22 protein-coding genes and 1 pseudogene are annotated in these 18,221 nt (G+C 52.7%); 9 read left to right on the plus strand and 14 right to left on the minus strand.

Going from position 1 to position 18,221, the window contains the following annotated elements:
* Positions 1-47: 47 nt before the first annotated feature.
* On the minus strand, positions 48-1,307 hold the full coding sequence (locus RT120_RS04140) for an amidohydrolase family protein (RefSeq protein ID WP_312979785.1): 1,260 nt from the start codon (positions 1,305-1,307) through the stop codon (positions 48-50).
* Between the two features lie 161 nt (positions 1,308-1,468).
* Complete coding sequence (locus RT120_RS04145) at positions 1,469-2,380, minus strand: LysR substrate-binding domain-containing protein (RefSeq protein ID WP_312979788.1); 912 nt, start codon at positions 2,378-2,380, stop codon at positions 1,469-1,471.
* A 283-nt stretch (positions 2,381-2,663) separates the two neighbouring features.
* Between RT120_RS04145 and RT120_RS04150 the strand changes: the two genes are divergently transcribed.
* The 3 genes from RT120_RS04150 to RT120_RS04160 all read left to right on the plus strand — a co-directional run bounded on the left by RT120_RS04150 (position 2,664) and on the right by RT120_RS04160 (position 3,657).
* Positions 2,664-2,903 carry a hypothetical protein gene (locus RT120_RS04150; protein ID WP_312979791.1) on the plus strand — a complete coding sequence of 80 codons (240 nt, stop codon included), beginning with the start codon at positions 2,664-2,666 and terminating at the stop codon, positions 2,901-2,903.
* 107 nt (positions 2,904-3,010) lie between these two features.
* Positions 3,011-3,298, plus strand: coding sequence for a biofilm development regulator YmgB/AriR family protein (locus RT120_RS04155; RefSeq protein ID WP_312979794.1), 288 nt, complete (start codon positions 3,011-3,013; stop codon positions 3,296-3,298).
* A gap of 149 nt (positions 3,299-3,447) precedes the next feature.
* A complete protein-coding gene (locus RT120_RS04160; protein ID WP_312979796.1) occupies positions 3,448-3,657 on the plus strand; it encodes a hypothetical protein in 210 nt (69 codons plus the stop codon).
* Between the two features lie 60 nt (positions 3,658-3,717).
* Here RT120_RS04160 and RT120_RS04165 read toward each other — a convergent pair whose 3' ends face one another.
* The 9 genes and pseudogenes from RT120_RS04165 to RT120_RS04200 all read right to left on the minus strand — a co-directional run bounded on the left by RT120_RS04165 (position 3,718) and on the right by RT120_RS04200 (position 9,735).
* Positions 3,718-3,966, minus strand: a complete 249-nt coding sequence (locus RT120_RS04165; RefSeq protein WP_312979799.1) for a biofilm development regulator YmgB/AriR family protein — start codon at positions 3,964-3,966, stop codon at positions 3,718-3,720.
* 72 nt (positions 3,967-4,038) lie between these two features.
* Positions 4,039-4,242: pseudogene (locus RT120_RS21740) on the minus strand (hypothetical protein); the annotation flags it as partial.
* 255 nt (positions 4,243-4,497) lie between these two features.
* On the minus strand, positions 4,498-5,508 hold the full coding sequence (gene hypE, locus RT120_RS04170) for a hydrogenase expression/formation protein HypE (protein ID WP_312979802.1): 1,011 nt from the start codon (positions 5,506-5,508) through the stop codon (positions 4,498-4,500).
* Positions 5,505-6,626, minus strand: coding sequence for a hydrogenase formation protein HypD (gene hypD, locus RT120_RS04175; RefSeq protein ID WP_312979805.1), 1,122 nt, complete (start codon positions 6,624-6,626; stop codon positions 5,505-5,507). Before hypD ends, hypE begins: the two co-directional genes overlap by 4 nt.
* A complete protein-coding gene (locus RT120_RS04180; RefSeq protein WP_312979808.1) occupies positions 6,626-6,904 on the minus strand; it encodes a HypC/HybG/HupF family hydrogenase formation chaperone in 279 nt (92 codons plus the stop codon). The genes hypD and RT120_RS04180 overlap by 1 nt, the downstream gene beginning before the upstream one ends.
* Complete coding sequence (hypB, locus tag RT120_RS04185; RefSeq protein ID WP_312979811.1) at positions 6,895-7,767, minus strand: hydrogenase nickel incorporation protein HypB; 873 nt, start codon at positions 7,765-7,767, stop codon at positions 6,895-6,897. Before hypB ends, RT120_RS04180 begins: the two co-directional genes overlap by 10 nt.
* A gap of 3 nt (positions 7,768-7,770) precedes the next feature.
* Complete coding sequence (gene hypA / locus RT120_RS04190) at positions 7,771-8,121, minus strand: hydrogenase maturation nickel metallochaperone HypA (RefSeq protein WP_312979814.1); 351 nt, start codon at positions 8,119-8,121, stop codon at positions 7,771-7,773.
* 236 nt (positions 8,122-8,357) lie between these two features.
* Positions 8,358-8,963 (minus strand): helix-turn-helix domain-containing protein, encoded by a 606-nt coding sequence (locus tag RT120_RS04195; protein WP_312979817.1) that lies wholly within the window; start codon positions 8,961-8,963, stop codon positions 8,358-8,360.
* Between the two features lie 109 nt (positions 8,964-9,072).
* The gene (locus RT120_RS04200) at positions 9,073-9,735 is read right to left on the minus strand and encodes a helix-turn-helix domain-containing protein (RefSeq protein WP_312979819.1); all 663 of its coding nucleotides are present in this window, start codon (positions 9,733-9,735) and stop codon (positions 9,073-9,075) included.
* Between the two features lie 355 nt (positions 9,736-10,090).
* Here RT120_RS04200 and RT120_RS04205 point away from each other — a divergent pair, with 355 nt between their 5' ends.
* The 6 genes from RT120_RS04205 to RT120_RS04230 are packed head-to-tail and all read left to right on the plus strand — an operon-like array spanning position 10,091 to position 16,078.
* Positions 10,091-10,618: a fimbrial protein gene (locus tag RT120_RS04205; protein WP_312979821.1), complete on the plus strand. Its 528-nt coding sequence runs from the start codon at positions 10,091-10,093 to the stop codon at positions 10,616-10,618.
* Positions 10,619-10,673: 55 nt separating this feature from the next.
* Entirely contained in the window at positions 10,674-11,351 is a 678-nt protein-coding gene (locus RT120_RS04210; RefSeq protein ID WP_312979824.1) for a molecular chaperone, read from the plus strand.
* Between the two features lie 29 nt (positions 11,352-11,380).
* Positions 11,381-13,906, plus strand: a complete 2,526-nt coding sequence (locus RT120_RS04215) for a fimbria/pilus outer membrane usher protein (protein ID WP_312979827.1) — start codon at positions 11,381-11,383, stop codon at positions 13,904-13,906.
* 26 nt (positions 13,907-13,932) lie between these two features.
* Positions 13,933-14,877, plus strand: a complete 945-nt coding sequence (locus RT120_RS04220) for a fimbrial protein (RefSeq protein WP_312979830.1) — start codon at positions 13,933-13,935, stop codon at positions 14,875-14,877.
* An 11-nt stretch (positions 14,878-14,888) separates the two neighbouring features.
* Positions 14,889-15,410, plus strand: coding sequence for a fimbrial protein (locus RT120_RS04225; protein WP_312979833.1), 522 nt, complete (start codon positions 14,889-14,891; stop codon positions 15,408-15,410).
* 44 nt (positions 15,411-15,454) lie between these two features.
* Entirely contained in the window at positions 15,455-16,078 is a 624-nt protein-coding gene (locus RT120_RS04230; protein WP_312979836.1) for a LuxR C-terminal-related transcriptional regulator, read from the plus strand.
* A 28-nt stretch (positions 16,079-16,106) separates the two neighbouring features.
* On the opposite strand, the gene RT120_RS04235 is transcribed toward RT120_RS04230, so the two are convergent.
* The 3 genes from RT120_RS04235 to RT120_RS04245 are packed head-to-tail and all read right to left on the minus strand — an operon-like array spanning position 16,107 to position 17,864.
* Positions 16,107-16,388, minus strand: a complete 282-nt coding sequence (locus RT120_RS04235; RefSeq protein WP_312979839.1) for a heavy-metal-associated domain-containing protein — start codon at positions 16,386-16,388, stop codon at positions 16,107-16,109.
* Complete coding sequence (locus tag RT120_RS04240; protein WP_312979842.1) at positions 16,385-16,741, minus strand: mercuric transporter MerT family protein; 357 nt, start codon at positions 16,739-16,741, stop codon at positions 16,385-16,387. The genes RT120_RS04235 and RT120_RS04240 overlap by 4 nt, the downstream gene beginning before the upstream one ends.
* A complete protein-coding gene (locus RT120_RS04245; RefSeq protein ID WP_312979844.1) occupies positions 16,719-17,864 on the minus strand; it encodes a transglutaminase domain-containing protein in 1,146 nt (381 codons plus the stop codon). The genes RT120_RS04240 and RT120_RS04245 overlap by 23 nt, the downstream gene beginning before the upstream one ends.
* Between the last annotated feature and the right edge of the window lie 357 nt (positions 17,865-18,221).

Here is an 18,221-nt window from a genome sequence, read left to right on the forward strand (position 1 = left end):
AATTGCTGTGTTGGCACGGATGCCGCGTAGTCGTGTGTGTTTGGGAATTAGTCCACTGGCAAGAAGCCCGCGTTTTTCACTGGTTTGCCCTGCTGAAGGATCAGCGGAATATGCTTGCCCTGCCCGGTGAGGAGACTGATGTCGTCCAGCGGGTTGCCGTTTACCACGATCAGATCGGCCCACGCGCCCGGCGTCAGGCTGCCAATTTCACCCTCTTTGCGCAGCAGGCGGGCGGCGACAGAGGTGGCGCTGCGGATCACTTCCGCAGCAGGCAACACGCGGTTACGGATCACAAACTCTTCCGACTGGTGGACATGCATATCGCCCAGCAGATCCGAGCCGTACGCCATCGGCAAACCGGCTTCGTACATGATTTTCAGGCTGTCGAGGCCGCTCAGGCGCACGTCGTCAATTTTGGCGATCGAGTCCGGCTGCAAACCGTATTTCTCGCCTTCATTTTTCAGCATTTCATAGGTCACCAGCGTCGGGCAGGCCATTGCGCCTTTACTGGCGGCAAGTTGGGCGGTTTCCGGGGTGATCAGGTTGCAATGCTCAAGCGAGTGGACGCCCGCATTAACGGCGCGGCGAATGGCCTCATCGGTATACAGATGGGCGCTGACGTAGGTTTGGGCGTTGCTGGCCTCTTCAACGATGGCTTCCAGTTCAGACACCGAAAAGCTCAGGAAATCAATCGGATCACTCGGAGAGGAGACGCCGCCGTTCGCCATCACTTTAATAAACTCGGCACCGGCTTTGATCTCTTCACGCACCGCGCGGCGCACGTCATCCACGCCGTTACAGATACGCCCCAGCGCGCCGAGCTTTTTAGCGTAAAAGTCGGCATCGCGTGCGTCATAGCGACCGCGATAGTCGGTATGGCCGCCGGTTTGCGACAGCGCCTTCCCGCATATGGTTAAATGCGGCCCGCTGAGCAAACCCTCTTCCAGCGCCTGCTTCAGACCATAATCCGCGCCGCCGACATCGCGCACGGTGGTGAAGCCGCGGTTCAACATGCCCTGCATGATTTTCCCGGCGCGGGCGGTCACTAACGAATCCGGCAGCATGGCGTTCTGGCCCAGGTTGGCGGAACTGGCGATAACGTGGACGTGGCAGTCGATCAGGCCCGGCATCAGGGTTTTGCCCTTTAAATCCACCACGGTGGCGGAAGGCGCATCGATGGAACCGGCGGAAATCTGGCTGATTTTGCCCTCTTCAACCAGCAGTTGATGGTTTTTCAGGGCGGTGTCGGAAATGCCGTCCACCAGGGTGGCATTGATAAACAGTAACGGCGTGTGCTGCGTTGTCATAAGGGTCACGCTCCTGCGACAGGGTCGGTTATGATGGCGTTGTGTTACTTCTTGATTACGAATTGGTTAAAAGATTTACAATGTTTAGTTAAAATTCGTAAATGAAAAACACGCATGCCACCATGCGCAGCGATCATGACACGGGTTAAAAAAGCGCCGCATCAGGCGTTGAGATTTTGTGCAACGTCATCCAGCAACCACCGCTTAAACAGCCGCGTGGCGCGGTTTTCATGGCGATGCTGGGAAGTAATCAGGAAAAAACCGCCGCCTTTACTGACTGAAAAGTTTGACGCTTTCACCAACCGTCCGCTGGCGATTACGCTGTCAATGATGTGACGCCACGCAAGCGCTACGCCATTGCCGAGACAGGCCATTTCAATCAGCGGCGGATAGTGGTTGACGCGCAAGGTCTGGCGAAATGGCGGGCTGGCGGTGCCGTTGATGTCGAACCATTCCGGCCAGCCAATCCACTGATGCTGGGCGTCTTCCAGCACCAGCAGCGTTTCCTGCTTCAGCGTTTCCGGCGTGAACAACGGGCGGCCAGCCAGGTAGCGCGGCGAACAGACCGGGAACATCTCTTCATCGAACAGTTTCACCGTATCGAAATTAATAAGGTTTTCCTGTCGCAGATAGTACACCCCCAGATCAAATTCGAATGACGTCAGCCGGGTAACGCCGTCGCGCATAATTAAATTGATCTTGATTTCCGGATGCTGGCGGCGAAATTCGCTCAGGCGCAACGGTAGCCAGAACTGGGCGATGCCCGATGAGCAGGCCAGGGTTATTTCGTTTTCCCCGGCGTTTTTCATCACCTGGGCGGTAGCGTCGGCACACTCTTCGAGGAAGTGACGGATCTGATGCAGATAGCGCTCGCCCGCCGTGGTCAGCTCCAGGCCGTGGCGACGCCGGATAAGCAGCGTGCGGCCCAGCGCGGCCTCCAGTTGGGCAATCTGGCGGCTGACGGCGCTTTGCGTGAGGCTCAGCTCTTCGCCAGCGCGGGTAAAACTGCCGAGCCGCACGGTGGCTTCAAACGCAATCAGGGTATTCAACGGGGGCAACGGCGCAATCGACATAGGGTTTCAGGCCTGGCTGAATAATCGTTAGTTAACAAGACTCTAACAATTATCTTTTTTATGCAAACAGGAAACCTCGGCTATGCGAGTCAGCCTGATGCATGACCGTGCGCAATGTTTGAAAAGTTCAGCCTGATACATTAATTAAGATTATGTATGCTTTACTATTTATAACTTACATATATTATTGCGCCGCTAAGCGTGTTGCTCATTCGGTAATGCCTTAACATGCCGACACATCTGGCCAACTGATTATGTATGACACGACCTGAATGAGAGTGCGATGAAAGACAGTAGTGGAAGCCGCTTTTCCTCAGATATTTCCTTTTCACACAGTGAGTTACCGTCGAGTGAACAAATTCTCGGTGAGATAGTGATGGAACTGTTGCGTACCCGCAAAACCGTCAGTAAATATAACATTTGTCTCACTCTTATTTCCCGAATCGACACCGCCACTACCCCGCAAATGGAAGCGCATTTGCATCAGGTTCTGGGATTAATCTTCCGGGCAAGTTCAGAATAAACGCCTCGTCTGCGCTGGCTTTTCATATGAAAGATGTGCAAATACATTTCATCCATGCATAATGATGATGAATTGTGCATGACGACGTCATCGATGCGAGAGGCTAAATGTTCAAAAATGATAACGACACGCTTGTCGATACTGTTATAGGTGAAGCGGTAATTGAGCTTCTGCAAGACGATAAAGCAGTATCTTTCGATGAACTCATTGCAAAATTACAGGAAGGCCTGAGCAATGAAACGGATAGCGTAAGACAGGCCGCTTACAGAACCGCAATTGGCGGTATTCATAAGTTCCGCAGCCAGCCGATAACAGCGAAGCGCCCTGTTTATAGAACAGAAAGAGACTCTCTTCTTAAAAGCTTACTTAACCACACTGAAACGATTAAACACTAAGGTCCCACGCGTCTGATCCTGACTAAAGATCAGATGACTCCCCCTTCTAATCAGACTTGCTCCGGCATGTTTCCACACAATGCTAAATGTGAATTTGATCTGGCCTACTGGCCTGGAAGATATTCACCATTGAAGCATCAGGAGATTCATTGAACGAAGATGAGCAAGTACGACCCGATGAAATACACCAGGCTATAGGCAAAGCGTCGAATTATCTCGTGCAGCATAATTTTGCTATTACGGCGCGAAATCTTTTACAAGTACTTCACGCCCAGGACATTATGTCGACAAATGCGCGTCAAAAGGCAGTGCTCGTGTCAGCCCGCCAGTTCCTGAAGCTAAAAATGCTCAGAGATTGAACAGTCAAAAAATGCCCTTGCAGTGACGCCAAAGGCATCGTCTCCGATTATCCGCGCCGTTTAAATATTGTCCGGCGTTGCCTGGACAATCATCTCCAGCGCATTGCGATAGATATCCAGCTTTAGGACATCCTTCTCACATTCGATCTGTTGAATCAGGGTAAGGATGAGATCTTTACTCTGTACCACTCCTCTCTGAGTACGCAGCTCCCGCGTGAGATCTGCAATGAGTTTTGTTTCAGCCTCATATGCTTGCGCGTTTTTGCCAAAGTAGACATTTATCTGGTTTTCTGTTGCTGAGCTGTGCATTTCCATTCCTGTATCATTGTTAACGGCCTCAAAATTGTGATGATGAGCGCCAAACCCTGATAAACGTAGTCATCAAAATGTGACGTAGCAATAATCCTTTTGAAATTTTTTTGTTATCAGTTCTCTCTTAACGACCTGAAAACATTTACCATTCTTATATATCAGGCAGTGGACGAAATACCGCTTCAACAACTTGAGGCTATCTGCAAGAAAAAGGGCTGCCAGGTGAATATCAATAGCGTTAAACACACCAAAAATACACACCAAATCAGGGCATTTCGCGGCTGTTTCATCGCTTTCCTCTCCTTGCCTTGCGGCGGTAAGAGGCTATCCTGATGTTGTTGGTGCATAGGATAGCCTCGTTGGTTAATTGAAAAATGACCTTCGGGGCTTTCTTCTTTCTGCCTCACAACAACACCTCACTACCCTGCATTAATGAGGCAAAAAGCCTCAAGCGCCGGCGCCATCTTACGCCCGCACTTTTTCCGCTCTACAAAACAGACTGTCCACAAAGAGAGATTCCGCGATTGATTAACAAATTCGCGGCAAAGGTTCAGAAAACGGCAGCTCCAGCGTCCGCTTGACGCCATACAGCCCGGTGAGCCGTACGCCTTTGCGCTCGACTACTTCGCCAATCAGCGTGGCGTCACGTCCCAGCGGATGCTGGCGCAGCACCTCGATAATCGCCGGGGCGGCGTCGCGTTCAACGGCTATGACCAGTTTGCCTTCGTTAGCGAAATTCACTGCCTCGAGTCCCAGCAACTCGCAGAGTCCCCGAACAGCCTGTTTGACCGGCAAATCGCGTTCGTTAAGTTCGATGCCGCAACCGCTGCTGGCGGCGAATTCATGCGCCACGGCGTTCACGCCGCCGCGCGTGGCATCGCGCATCGCCTTAATCCCCGGCAGGTGGCGAATGGCCTGAATCAGCGGCGTCAGCACCGCGCAGTCGCTCTCCAGCGCGCCGTCGATCCCCAGTTGCTCACGCAAATTGAGAATGGTTGCGCCATGATCCCCTAAAGTACCGGTGACGATCAGCATATCTCCGGCACGGATAGTTTGCGCCGCCCAGTGAATGTCCTGCGGAATTGCGCCAATGCCCGCCGTGTTGATAAATAATTTATCCGCCGCGCCGCGCGGCACCACTTTGGTGTCGCCGGTGACGATGGTCATCCCTTCAGCGTGAGCGGTGGCCGCCATGCTGTTGACCACCTGCTCCAGCATCTCCATCGACAGGCCTTCTTCAAGGATAAATCCGCACGAGAGCCAGCGCGGAATGGCTCCGCTGACCGCAACGTCGTTCGCCGTGCCGCACACTGCCAGCTTGCCGATGTTGCCGCCGGGAAAGAACAGCGGATCGATAACGTAGCTGTCGGTAGAAAACGCCAGCCTGTCGCCTCGTGCGGTGAGTTCCGCCAGCGGGATCCGCGCCTGGTCTTCCTGAATGCTGAGTAAAGGATTAGAAAACGCCTGCATAAACAGTTGGTTGATTAACTGCTGCATCGCCTGACCGCCGTTGCCGTGGGCAAGGGTAACGCTCTTCATACTTCACACTCCGTGGAACGATATTGATACCAGGCGGCGCAAGCGCCTTCCGATGACACCATCAGGGCACCAAAGGCATTTTGCGGGTTGCAGTGCTCGCCAAACAGCGGGCACTGGGCGGGTTTGCAGCGCCCGGTCAGCACATCGCCACAGCGGGCGCGCGGATCGTCGTACACCTGCTGCGGTGTAAGCTGAAAGTGCCGCTCGGCGTCGAAATGGGCATAGCGGGCGGTGAGCCGCACGCCGGAATCCTCAATCACGCCCAGCCCGCGCCATTCGCTATCGCCCTGTACGCAAAATACCTCATCAATGGCCTGTTGCGCCGCCAGGCTACCAGCATCCGGCACCACGCGTTTGTACTGGTTTTCCACCAGGCTGTGCCGGGCGATTTTTTGCTCCACCAGCATCAACACGCCCTGTAGCAAATCAATAGGTTCAAACCCCGCGACCACCAGCGGGCGCTGGAATTCATCGGCGATAAAATGATACGCCGCCGTGCCAATCACCATGCTGACGTGCCCCGGCGCGAGGAACGAATCGATACCGTTGTCCGGCTGTTCCAGCAGGCTGCGCAAGGTAGGGATCAGGGTGATGTGCTGGCAGAAGAAGAAGAAATTATTCAGATTACGCCGCTTCGCCTGCTGTAGAGTGATGGCGGTAGTGGGCATGGTGGTTTCAAAACCCAACCCGAAGAACACCACTTTGCGATCCGGGTTAGCTTCGGCCAGTTTTAAGGCATCCAGCGGGGAGTAGATAATCCGCACGTCCGCACCGCGCGCTTTGGCATCCATCAGCGAGCCGTTTTTACCCGGTACGCGCATGGCGTCGCCAAAGGTACAGAAAATCACGTCAGGATGGCTGGCGATCTCCAGACAGCTATCAATACGCCCCATCGGCAGTACGCACACCGGGCAGCCGGGGCCGTGGATAAACTCGATATTGTCCGGCAGCAGTTGATCGAGGCCGAACTTGAAGATGGCGTGAGTGTGGCCACCGCACACTTCCATAATCCGCAGCGGGCGCTGTGCGTCATAGGGTAACAACGGGGCACGGGCTTTTAATACTTCAATCAGCGCCATCACACGCTCGGGATCGCGGTACTCATCGACATAACGCATCAGCGATGCTCCTCCGGGAACAACAACACGCCCACGTCGGGCTCGACTTCATACATATTGTGCAGCGCTTCCAGGGTTTCCCTGGCTTCCTGCTCGTCAATCACGCTCATGGCAAAGCCAACATGGACTAATACCCACTGGCCGACACGTGAATTGCCGTGTTCATCGTGGGTGCCCACCAGGGTTAAATCCACGTCACGCCTGGCGCCGCTCACGTCAATCAGCCCACTGTTACCGGGGCCGATTTCTCGGATCTGGCCGGGGATGCCTATGCACATCGTTGCGCCTCCAGCCAGGCGAGCCAGGCATCCATGCCCTCACCCGTGGTGGCGGAAACCAGCATGATTTCGATATCCGGATTCACCGCCCGGGCGCTGGCGAGGCAGGCATCGAGATCGAAGGTGAGATACGGCAGTAAATCGACTTTGTTCAGCAACATGACCGAGGCGGCAGCGAACATATGCGGATATTTAAGCGGCTTGTCTTCCCCTTCGGTCACCGACAGCACCGCGACTTTATGGCGCTCGCCCAGGTCGAAGCTGGCCGGGCACACCAGGTTGCCGACGTTTTCGATAAACAGGATGCCGTTATTATCCAGCGGCAGGCGCTGCATGGCGTCATGGATCATTTGCGCATCAAGGTGGCAACCTTTACCCGTATTCACCTGAATCGCTGGCGTGCCGGTAGCGCGGATGCGCTCGGCGTCATTCACGGTTTGCTGGTCGCCTTCGATAACCGCGCATGGCACCGTGCCATGCAGGCGTTTCAGGGTTTCAGTCAGTAAGGTGGTTTTACCGGAGCCGGGACTGGACACCAGGTTCAGCACCAGTTGCTCGCGGGCCGCGAAACGGGCGCGGTTGCGAATGGCAAGCTGGTTGTTTTTATCCAGCACGTCGATTTCGATTTCCAGCATCCGCCGCTGGCTCATGCCCGGTGCGTGGGTACCGGCTTCGCCGTGGCCGTAATGCAGATCGCCCTGCCCGCTTTCGCTGGGGCTGAAATCCTGGGTACGGATAGCGTTGATGTGCATCTTAGGACGCGCAGCCGGTGCAAAAGGCGCGCTGCGAAAGGCGGAGTGCGGGTTGCGCTCGTCACCTTCAATATAAAGGTTGCCTTCGGCGCAACCGCATGTGGTACACATAATTTACTCCTGAGCGATTTCCATTCGTTTTATCTGCAAACCTTCGTCGGCAACGATGTTTAATTGATCGCAGCCGCAATGCGGGCATTGCCGCACGCGCTGGGACAGCAGCGTGACGTATTGCTGGCATTCAGGGCACCAACACTCGGCATCTTGCTGCTCAATGTGCAGTTCGCAGCCTTCTGCCAGGCTATCCCGGCAGATAAGATCAAAACAAAACTCCAGCGCGCTGCGCTCTACGCACGAGAACGCGCCGATTTTTAACCACACCGCCGTGACTTTACGGGCATTGTGCCGGACGGCTTGCTGTTCGATTAATTCCAGGGCCCGCTGGCAAAGCGTGAGTTCATGCATAGCGCCTCCTTATTATTTCCGACACAGATAAAGCAATAACTGCGCCAGAAGCAGAGGAGGCGTAAAGCGAATTCCCGTTACCGTGGCGCGGGTATTTTATTACCCGCCATCAGCGCGTTGCTTTGTCCAGGTTCAAAGATCATGGCATTCACGCAGGGTATCGATCACAAGGAGGAATTAATGGCATGTCGGCAGGTGTCGACAAAAATGCCGAAACCCGGTGAAGATGTAGGGACCTAGAACCCGGCGGGCAGCGAATTAATGACCACCAGCTTTCCCTGTTCAAGCCGGATGTATCCGCCTTTTTTCAGCTCAGCGAGCATTTTCATCACGCTGCTGCGGGACAGGCGGGTGCGATCGAGGATGTACTGATAAGCCGCAGTGCTATTGCGGACCGAGGCAGGCTCTTCCATCAGGCTCATTAACTGATAGCAGACCAGCTCATAGGTCGTCGGCGCGGTGAGGATTTCATTGTAGATAAACAGTTTATTGGTGATATGCAGCATATGTTTCGCCACCCGATCCCAGAGCTGCTTTTCGTCAACCCGCTGCATGATCTGTGTTCGGGCCAGGGTTGCGACTTCGCAGGGTTCTTTAGCCCGCATAATGATGCGAGAGGAAATCGCGCCCATCCACCCCAGCGCCAGCGGTGCGCTCACGGTGCCCATTAAAAGCGAATCGTCGCTGCGTTCCAGCGTCAGCGTGCCCAGCCGGACAAAATGGCACACCGGTTCACCCTTCTGGTGAAACGGTAATTTGCTGCCTTTCGGCCAGGTCATAAAGTCCTCATCCTGAGTCAATTCGTCAAGTAACTGCGCCGCCCAGGGAGAGGGTAATTTCATCAGGGAAACAGGATCATCGCTGTTCATCGCGTTTATTCGCAAACCCGTTATGTCGATGGTTTTAGCATACGCATAATTGCGCAGTCTTACCTGTAGCAGGTTAAAAATTTTAGTACTTCAAGGGTATCCGTTGAGGAATATCCATCAGCACGCCGCGCCGGGTCGTGATATAACCGCCCTTTCTGAGATCGGCTAAGATTTTCATAATGCTACTGCGAGAGAGAAAGGTGCGCGTTTGTATATAGTTTGCCGCCGTAATGCTCAGTCTTATTTCTGTAGATTCCTCCATCAATTCATACAATTGTGAGCGGATAATATCGTAAGAGGAGGGCGCATAAATACGTGTGCAATGTTCGTATATCCGCCCTGCGGTATAAATCAATACCTTCGCGAGGCTCTGCCAGAGATTATGTTCAGCAATAATACGGTTAGCCTCGCATAGCGGAATACTTGCAATAAGAGAGTCTTCCAGCGTTTGCATATGCAAATAATTAGCATCGGCATTTTGGTTACTTAATCCAAAGACATAAGGAGCCGATTCTGAATTCAGCATAAAACAATCACGACTGCGAAAGAGTGCAACGGTTCCTTCCAATAATAGAAAACATTGCCGAGAATGATACGTTTCATAGTTAATAATTTGTTTTGCATTTGTTCTGAAAAGGTTAGCATGTGGCAAAAGGCAGTCAATAAGCTTCTCGATATGAGGTGCCGGTTTATAAGCCAGTGCTTCATACATGTTTGATTGCACTGTGTTTTTAGTCTCAGGCATAGCGTTAACGCCTCCCTCTCACTGTTTAGTATCATATTGCGATGGATCAATTATGAATCACCCCCATATAATTAGTGAATGAATGAATTAGTGTAAAATTACACCAAAACATCACTTGAGATAATAGGTGCATTTATAACAGAATCGACTTGAAAGAAAACGAGCCATGATTGTTTGCAGTAGACGCATTGTATTTATTTACTAATGCCATGCCATAAGGACACAAGTCTATTGTTTCCAGAGACCTTATTTACAGCTGTTACATAGCTTCACCCATATCATAAATCTATAACCGATCTTAATCGGAAGCTCGTTTTACTTTTATAAAAGACATCTATTACAAGGACATAATATTATGAAAAATCTACTGGCTATTACCTTTGCTGCAACGGCGACTTTCGGTATTTCCGCGGCGAATGCGGCAGACGGCACGATTAATTTTATGGGTGAGATCCTCGATCAAGCCTGTACTGTCGATATTGGCGCTGATAACACTATGACCGTTGATATGGGGCGGGTAGCAAAAACCACATTCCAGAATGCTGGCGATGAAGCGGCTCCGACAAAATTTACCATTCGCTTAATTAACTGCCCGGCCTCCGTTAACGCGGCACAGGTTAAGTTTGATGGCGCAAACGATGGCAGTGACAGTTCCCTGCTGGCTATTAGCGGCGGAGGAGCTAGCGCCAGCGGTGTGGCAATTAAACTGATGACGGCGGATAAAGCGCCCCTGGGCTTAAACCAGACCAATGGTTATAACTATGTGTTAAGCAGCACCATGGATAATAACCTGGATTTCTATGCTGCCTATCGCGCTACGCTAGTCGGCGTTGTTCCCGGCGCTGCGAATGCATTAGCTAACTTCACCGTTAACTACAACTAATTATTCTCTATGCTGTAATGGGGGCCAGTCTCTGGCCCCTGTATTGAGGTTTCCAATGAAGATGTTATCTGGCGCATTAGCGGTATTTGTGCTGATGAGCACGGCTGTTTCTGGCGCAAACGCAGGGGTTATTATTGGCGGTACGCGGGTGGTGTATCAGGGAAATAAAAAAGAAGCGTCTTTGAGCGTCAATAATCCCGACAAAGTGGCCTACTTAATTCAGTCCTGGGTTGACACGCCGACGCCGAATGCGGCCAAAGTGCCGTTTATTATTACGCCGCCGCTGTATCGTCTGGATAGCGGGCAGCAGAATGAGATGCGCATTATCAGGTCCGGCAATTTGCCAGAGGATAAAGAGTCTCTATTCTGGCTTAATATCAAGTCTATTCCGTCTGTGGCAAAGCGAGATAATACGATTCAGATAGCCGTTAAGACCCGAATAAAATTAATTTATCGCCCCGAATCACTAACCCAGACACCAGAGGAACAGGCTGAAAAACTCCAGTGGTCGAAAGTGAATAACGCCCTTCAGGTAAATAACCCGACGCCCTATTACATTAATTTTAATGAAATTACCGTCGCGGGTAAGCGATTAGATGACGTCACTTTCGTTGCGCCGCAATCATCAGCGCGCTTTATCCTGCCGTCGGGAGTAAGTTCCAGTACGCTCAATTTCAAAATAATCAATGACTATGGGGGCATTGGCGAGGTGCATAACGCCAGCCTGCGGTAATGAATCAGTGCTCATCGGGTAAAACGCGGATGAAAGTATCCATTATTTATTATGACATTCGACGTAACCTGGTTATGGGTTTAGCCCTGGGTATCGCCTCCTGGTTTGGTGAGGCGTCAGGGCGCGATTATTTCAACCCTGAGCTGTTAGAAATTGATAATCCAGCACTGAAAGGCGTCGATTTATCCGCCTTTGAATCCGGCGGGCAAATGGCTGGCGTTTATTATGTCGACATCCTCCTTAACGGGCAGCGGGTTGATACCCGCGACGTTGAATTTAAAACAGTTAACGAAAATTCAGCCGAGCAGCCCCTGGCACCCTGCTTATCCGTTGCGTTACTGGAAAGCTACGGCGTTAAAACCGCGCTTTTCCCGGAGATGGCAAAGGCGGATGAGTGCGCAACGGTCAATGCCATCCCCCAGGCTTCCAGCGAGTTTGTCTTTTCCCGACAGAAACTTAATTTGAGCATTCCCCAGGCCGCACTTGAGCAGCACGCGCGTGGTTATGTCGCCCCCGAATTGTGGGATGACGGCATTAATGCCGCATTACTGAACTACAGCATGAACGGCGCAAATACCCGATCGCACAACGCCAGCGGTAATAGCGACAGCCAGTACGTTAACCTCAGGCCCGGCATCAATATGGGGCCGTGGCGCCTGCGTAATTACACCACCTGGCGGCGCGATAATCAGAGCGGCAATCAATGGGATAACGTGTATAGCTATGCGCAACGCAGCATTGTGCCGCTGAAAGCACAGCTTACCCTGGGCGACAGTTCTGCCCCGTCCGATGTGTTCGACAGTATGCCGTTTCGCGGCGGCCAACTGGCCTCGGATGATGACATGCTTCCCGACTCGCTAAAAGGCTATGCGCCCGTGGTGCGCGGCATTGCCCGCACCAACGCGCAGGTGGTGATTCGTCAGAATGGCTACATCATCTATCAGAGCTATGTCGCTCCTGGGGCATTTGAAATAACCGATATGTACTCCACCGGCGGCGCAGGCGATCTTAACGTCACCGTTAAAGAGGCCGATGGCAGTGAGCAGAATTACACCATTCCCTATGCTTCTCTGCCGGTACTGCAACGCGAAGGCCGATTGAAGTATGCCCTCAGCGGCGGGCAATACCGTTCTTATGACAGCAGCGTCGAGAAAACGCCTTTTGGGCAGCTCAGCGCGATTTATGGTCTGCCGTGGGGATTTACCCTGTATGGCGGCACCCAGCAGTCGGCGAAATACCAGTCATACGCGGCGGGTCTGGGTAAAAATATGGGAGAGATCGGCGCTATTTCCGCCGATGTGATTCAGGCCACGTCACACCCGAAAGGGCAATCTCAGACTCAGGGGCAATCCTGGCGCATCCGTTACAGTAAAAACATTGTCCAGACCGGCACTAACTTTGCTATTGCGGGGTATCGCTACTCCACCAACGGCTACTACGGCATGCAAGAAGTATTGGATTCATGGGGTAACAGCAACGCGCTGAACAATCGCCGGCGTAACCGTATGGAAGTCACACTTAGCCAGTCGCTCGGTGGTCGGTGGGGTTCACTCATGGCGAGCGCGGTAAAGGAAGATTACTGGAATTCAGCTCGCAGTCTGCAATCCCTGAGCGCGGGGTATAACAATTCCTGGAAGGGGATCGGCTATGGGATCACCTGGACGCTCAGTAAAAATGGTCATACCGGGAGCCAGTACAGCAGTTCGCACGCTACCGATCGGCAAATTTCCCTGAATGTCAGCATACCGCTGGATCGTTTTATGGCTCACAGTTGGGCCAACTACAGCCTGAACAGCAGCCAGAATAATGGCACTACCCATAGCATCGGAATGAATGGCGTTGCGCTGGAAGGCAACGCGTTGAGCTGGAGTGTCCAGCAGGGTTATGGCACCGATAACGTCGGCTATACCGGCAGCGCAAACGGCGACTATAAAGGCACCTATGCGCAGGTCAACACCGGCTACAGCTATGACCGTAACAGCCAGCGCATTAATTATGGGCTGGCGGGCGGGATGATTGCCCACGCGGACGGCATCACCTTCTCTCAGCCACTGGGAGAAACCAATGTGCTAATCAAAGCCCCCGGCGCATCAGGCGTCGGCGTTAACAACCAGAACAGCGTGAAAACGGATTTTCGTGGCTATGGCGTAACCAGCAATGTCACGCCTTATCGTAAAAACGAAATCGGTCTGAATACCGCCTCGCTACCGGATGACGTGGAGCTGACGTTAACCAGCCAAACTGCCATTCCTACCCGGGGCGCGGTGGTACGTGCCGATTACATCGCCAGCGTCGGTAAACGGATCCTGTTGACGCTGGTACGCACCAGTCAACAGCCGGTGCCCTTCGGCGCAATGGTAAGCCTGGCGGGGAATAACACCCAAAGCGCCATTGTCGGCGATGACGGCCAGGTGTATCTGACGGGTATGCCGTTGGCAGGAACGCTTAACGTGGTGTGGGGAAGTGAAGATAAACAGCGCTGTTCGGCAGATTTTACCGTCCCGGCACAGCAGGCAATCGGTCCAGTCATACAACTTCAGTCAGTTTGCCGTTAATGGCGTTGCTGAATAGTGAGATACCCATGCGCAGCCTAATTTATTATTTATTTCTGTTTTCTGGCGCAATCCTTAGCGCGTTTAACGCGACAGCGGACTGTACCGTTCATCAATCGATCGTCCAGACCGTGTCGTTGGGTACTATTAATGTGCAACGGGATGCGCCAGTGAACCGCGAAATTGGCCGCTTCACCACGCCCGGTAACGCCGTTGTTTCCGCCTTCTCGGCTACTGACCGGCAATATTGCGAGGCGCAGGCGTATATCACCTATTTGTCCGCAACGCCTTCGTCAATGCCGGGCGTCTATAACACCAATCTGAGCGGTGTCGGTATTCAGGTAGTCAACGTTCCACAGGCCTGGTCAATAACCTCTTCCGCTGCGGGGGTCATTCGCTATACCTATCCAAATGAATATACGGTGGTGCTGTATAAAACGGGCAAAATCGCGCCAGGTAAATTAACGGCAGGCCAAATTGTTAGCGGATGGTTCGGCGATCCATCACAACCCTTTATTAATGTTTCGCTGGATAGCGAAACCACAATAAATGTACTGAGCTGTTCTCTTACCAGCCAGTCGTTAAGTTTTAATCTGGGCACAATTAGCGCTGCGGAATTTGGCACACAAAGCGGATTTATTCCCAGCCGCTCCGACACCCAGAATGTCGGCCTTAATTGCGATCCCGGCACGAATATTAATATCGAATTAAAGGGCATGCAGAATCCGGATGCTATGGGAGATGACACGGTGCTGGCATTAAGCGGACAAGGACGCCCCACTGTCGCCGATGGCGTGGGCGTTCAGTTTTTATATAACGACAGCCCGTTACGGATTAATAACCGACTGGCGTTAAAGCAATCGCCCGGTGGCCAGGAAACTTTCCCTATCGCCGCGCGTTATTACCAAACTAAACCCGTGGTCAAAGCCGGTGATGCCGACGCAACGGCGACGCTGGAAATTACCTATCAATAAGAGAGATGCCGATGAGTAGGTGGATTATTGGGCTAATTGCCCTGGTGCTGGGGCTTATTTCAGGCGTTGCCTGCGCTATCGATCCCGTTACGCTATACGTGAATGGGAAAGTGGTGGCAGCCCCCTGCCAGGTTGATAGCGATAGCGTTAATAAGGCCGTCGATTTGTTTGGCCCGCAGGGCGTACGCGCCTCGTCAATGTATACGCCAGGCTCGGCTTCACCCTTTGTGATGTTTAATTTCAGCATCATGAATTGCCCTGCCGGCACCATGAAGGTCACGCTGCAATTCAACGGCCCCGCAGATGATAACCAGCCCGAAGATGCGTATCAGAATAGCGGGACCGCAAAGAACGTCGCTGTGCAATTACGCAATATGCAGGGCGGACCGTTGGGCAATAATAAAACCCTGACGACAGATATTGTTAACCGCCAGGCCAATATTTATTTACTCGCTCGCGCCTTCAGTAAATATGGAAAAGTCACGCCAGGAACGGTGAGCAGCGTGGTGGTTGTGACGCTGACCTGGCAATAAATACCGGGTTTTGTTTCTTATCTTTATATTTATAGGTTTTATCTATGCTGCAAATAATCATTAACGATGACGACGCCATGTTTTATGCTGGAATGACCCATTTACTCAATGACCTGTTTCGGCGTGGTGGCAAAACGCCTTGTTATTCCCGTGAACTGAATAAATTTACGGTGGCGAAGGCAGATATCATTATTCAGCCCTTGCGACCCGGGGAAGCGTTTCTTTGCTATCCCGAATTATATTATCGTAAGCCCGGCCTGATTATTGGCCTGGTAGAATATGATGATATTACCGACCCTTATCCGCTGCCGTTATGCGTAAATGACCGGGTATTTATCAATCGCAAAGCGAAAACAGCCGTCATTCGACAAACGATAAAAAACGCCTGGGACAGGTTGCAGGCCAGTGCGAATCCATCGCGTCACCCGCACTGCTACGGCTGCAAACACCGCACGCTGACCTCTCAGCAGAAAAGAGTGGCTGCCGCCTTTATTAATGGCGAGTCGGTGGGCAGCACAGCCACAAAATTGGCGTTAAACAGTAAATCCGTTTTTGCCCATAAGCATTCGCTGATGCGCAAATTTCACCTGAAAAACGACCATCAACTGGTCATGTTTTTAACCATTCAGCAGGTCAAACAACAAATCGTCAGGCATGTTGGAGAATAACCGGGGTAAGCCCCGGTCGACATTCACCTTACTGCGCTTCGGTATGGTTGACCGTGGCGGTATAACCGGTTTTCTCCACCGCTTTTAATAGCGACTCGGTGGGGAAACCTTGCGGGACGATAACTTCGGTCTGGCGGGTTTTCAGGGACGATTTAGCTTTGATCACCCCGTCGGTTTCCCGCAACGCCTGATTCACGGAAATGACGCACAGCGAACAGGTCATATTTTCCACATCCAGCACCACTTTTTCATTTGCAGCCTGCGCCCACAGCGGGAGCATCAGGCACGCGGCGAGCGCGAGTCGTTTCATTCAAATACCTCATAAAACCAGCCGACAACTGTCGGGTAAAACAGGACAAGCAGCATAAACGGCAGCGCCAGCCAGTAAAGCAAACGCATCTGGCCCAGCGTCAGCCGCCCGGTACACCACAGCCGTTTCGAAAAATAAAGCCGCCAGAAGCCGCGCGCGATAAGCGCGAGAGAAATCACGATCATCGGGACGCGCAGAAATTCCAGCTTCGCCAGCCCGGCAAACCCCGCCGCCGAGATGCCAAACAACAGATACAACAGCGGGCCGATGCAACACAGACCGGCGGTAACGGCAGCCGCCGCTGCCGTCAGAAGCGTAAAGCCCGCGCTTTTAGCGCTGTTCGGTTGAGACATAGTGGTAAGAGAACACTTTCGGATCGTAGAAGTTAATCGGGTCGCCATCCACTTCGGCATACGGATAGCCAAAGTTGTTCATCGCGCCCTGCTCCGTCGCCGGATAAAGCTCAAAGTCGCGCCCGTAGTTAAAGCCGACCCAGTTCATTTCCCAGTTGCCAAACAGGTAAGAGTTAACCGCCTGCACATCGGCGTCTTCGTGGGCTTTTTTCTCCGCCAGACGCATTTTGGTGACGTCCGCCGGATCGCACGGCAGCCATCCGTAGCCCGCCAGATAAAACTCCGCGCGGCAATGCTGGCCGCCACTGACGTCCGCCACGCCCTGCTCATCAGCCTTGCCGAAAGCGCTTTTTGAGTAGCGTTCCAGCTTATTCGCTTTACCCAGGCGGATACCGAACAGCTCACGCGCCGGAATGCCGCTGGCGCGCGCCAGGGCCACGAACACCGAACTCATATCGGTGCATTTGCCGCTCAGTTTGCCACTTTTCAGGATCGCCGCCACATCGCCAGTACCGCAGCCGATCACGTCGTTGTCGCGCTCCATATTGCGGCTGACCCACTGGTAAATCAGGCGCACTTTTTTCAGCGGATCTTGCTCGCCGTGAGTGATTTTCTGGGCGGTTTCCCGTACCTGCCCGTCAACCGGCGTATGGGTGGTCGGCAGCAGGTACGGTTTCACGTCCAGCGGATAGATTATTTGTTCCGGCACCTGCCAGGTTTTCAGCGCGTCGTGCTTCAGCGGCTCCCAGTCGGCGGTTTCGATTTCAATGTCCACCTGCATCTGCAAATCACCTTCCGATTTCGGCCAGCTTGCGAACAGCGTTTTCGCGCCGTAAGCGTTATTGGTGGTGATGTACGCCTGCTGATAATTGCCGCTAAAGGCCAGATTAGTCATTTGCTGAAACGCGGTATCCACCGGCAGCGGGATCCACAGTTTCACCACGCCGCTGGAGCCCTGCGGCGGGTTCAGCTTATAGGTTTGCGATAACACAAAACGGCGGCGCGCAACCGGGGCCGGGGCGGCAGGTTCAGCGGCCTGCACCGTCTGGCTGACAACCGAAGGGCCGACGAGGCCGGCAGCAGAAAGAAGCACACTATTTTTGAGGAATTGTCGACGTTGCATAGTTATCTGTCTTTTATGAGGTAAGTGAAGCGGCGGCAGCGCGGGCCAAAACCGCAGAGGATCATCACAGCAGACAGGAACTGGCGGAGAAAGGCGGGTCGACAACTATTCATCAATAACAGACCTGTTAACTGTGAATGAAAACGCCGTTATTAAGCCGCGAACGATGACCTGTGTAAACCAGGGATATCAAAAAACCGCCAAATAAATATAAAAAACTGATGGCTTGCCGCTAAAAACGCCGACTAATTATCAGTTTGCCTAAGGTTGATCCAGAACAACGCCCGCGTATGCAGTTTTCATAAAATCATCATACTCATTTTGGGTCCCCCCCTTATTCCGCAAGGAGTAGTCCTT

The organism is Atlantibacter sp. (assembly GCF_032062175.1).
Classification (GTDB): domain Bacteria; phylum Pseudomonadota; class Gammaproteobacteria; order Enterobacterales; family Enterobacteriaceae; genus Atlantibacter.

What these genes read in the sequence shown, in the direction of transcription:
- RT120_RS04140 (WP_312979785.1), bottom strand. Translation starts at nt 1,307, where the DNA reads ATGACAACGCAGCACACGCCGTTACTGTTTATCAATGCCACCCTGGTG.
- RT120_RS04145 (WP_312979788.1), bottom strand. Translation starts at nt 2,380, where the DNA reads ATGTCGATTGCGCCGTTGCCCCCGTTGAATACCCTGATTGCGTTTGAA.
- RT120_RS04150 (WP_312979791.1), top strand. Translation starts at nt 2,664, where the DNA reads ATGAAAGACAGTAGTGGAAGCCGCTTTTCCTCAGATATTTCCTTTTCA.
- RT120_RS04155 (WP_312979794.1), top strand. Translation starts at nt 3,011, where the DNA reads ATGTTCAAAAATGATAACGACACGCTTGTCGATACTGTTATAGGTGAA.
- RT120_RS04165 (WP_312979799.1), bottom strand. Translation starts at nt 3,966, where the DNA reads ATGCACAGCTCAGCAACAGAAAACCAGATAAATGTCTACTTTGGCAAA.
- hypE (WP_312979802.1), bottom strand. Translation starts at nt 5,508, where the DNA reads ATGAAGAGCGTTACCCTTGCCCACGGCAACGGCGGTCAGGCGATGCAG.
- hypD (WP_312979805.1), bottom strand. Translation starts at nt 6,626, where the DNA reads ATGCGTTATGTCGATGAGTACCGCGATCCCGAGCGTGTGATGGCGCTG.
- RT120_RS04180 (WP_312979808.1), bottom strand. Translation starts at nt 6,904, where the DNA reads ATGTGCATAGGCATCCCCGGCCAGATCCGAGAAATCGGCCCCGGTAAC.
- hypB (WP_312979811.1), bottom strand. Translation starts at nt 7,767, where the DNA reads ATGTGTACCACATGCGGTTGCGCCGAAGGCAACCTTTATATTGAAGGT.
- hypA (WP_312979814.1), bottom strand. Translation starts at nt 8,121, where the DNA reads ATGCATGAACTCACGCTTTGCCAGCGGGCCCTGGAATTAATCGAACAG.
- RT120_RS04195 (WP_312979817.1), bottom strand. Translation starts at nt 8,963, where the DNA reads ATGAAATTACCCTCTCCCTGGGCGGCGCAGTTACTTGACGAATTGACT.
- RT120_RS04200 (WP_312979819.1), bottom strand. Translation starts at nt 9,735, where the DNA reads ATGCCTGAGACTAAAAACACAGTGCAATCAAACATGTATGAAGCACTG.
- RT120_RS04205 (WP_312979821.1), top strand. Translation starts at nt 10,091, where the DNA reads ATGAAAAATCTACTGGCTATTACCTTTGCTGCAACGGCGACTTTCGGT.
- RT120_RS04210 (WP_312979824.1), top strand. Translation starts at nt 10,674, where the DNA reads ATGAAGATGTTATCTGGCGCATTAGCGGTATTTGTGCTGATGAGCACG.
- RT120_RS04215 (WP_312979827.1), top strand. Translation starts at nt 11,381, where the DNA reads ATGAAAGTATCCATTATTTATTATGACATTCGACGTAACCTGGTTATG.
- RT120_RS04220 (WP_312979830.1), top strand. Translation starts at nt 13,933, where the DNA reads ATGCGCAGCCTAATTTATTATTTATTTCTGTTTTCTGGCGCAATCCTT.
- RT120_RS04225 (WP_312979833.1), top strand. Translation starts at nt 14,889, where the DNA reads ATGAGTAGGTGGATTATTGGGCTAATTGCCCTGGTGCTGGGGCTTATT.
- RT120_RS04230 (WP_312979836.1), top strand. Translation starts at nt 15,455, where the DNA reads ATGCTGCAAATAATCATTAACGATGACGACGCCATGTTTTATGCTGGA.
- RT120_RS04235 (WP_312979839.1), bottom strand. Translation starts at nt 16,388, where the DNA reads ATGAAACGACTCGCGCTCGCCGCGTGCCTGATGCTCCCGCTGTGGGCG.
- RT120_RS04240 (WP_312979842.1), bottom strand. Translation starts at nt 16,741, where the DNA reads ATGTCTCAACCGAACAGCGCTAAAAGCGCGGGCTTTACGCTTCTGACG.
- RT120_RS04245 (WP_312979844.1), bottom strand. Translation starts at nt 17,864, where the DNA reads ATGCAACGTCGACAATTCCTCAAAAATAGTGTGCTTCTTTCTGCTGCC.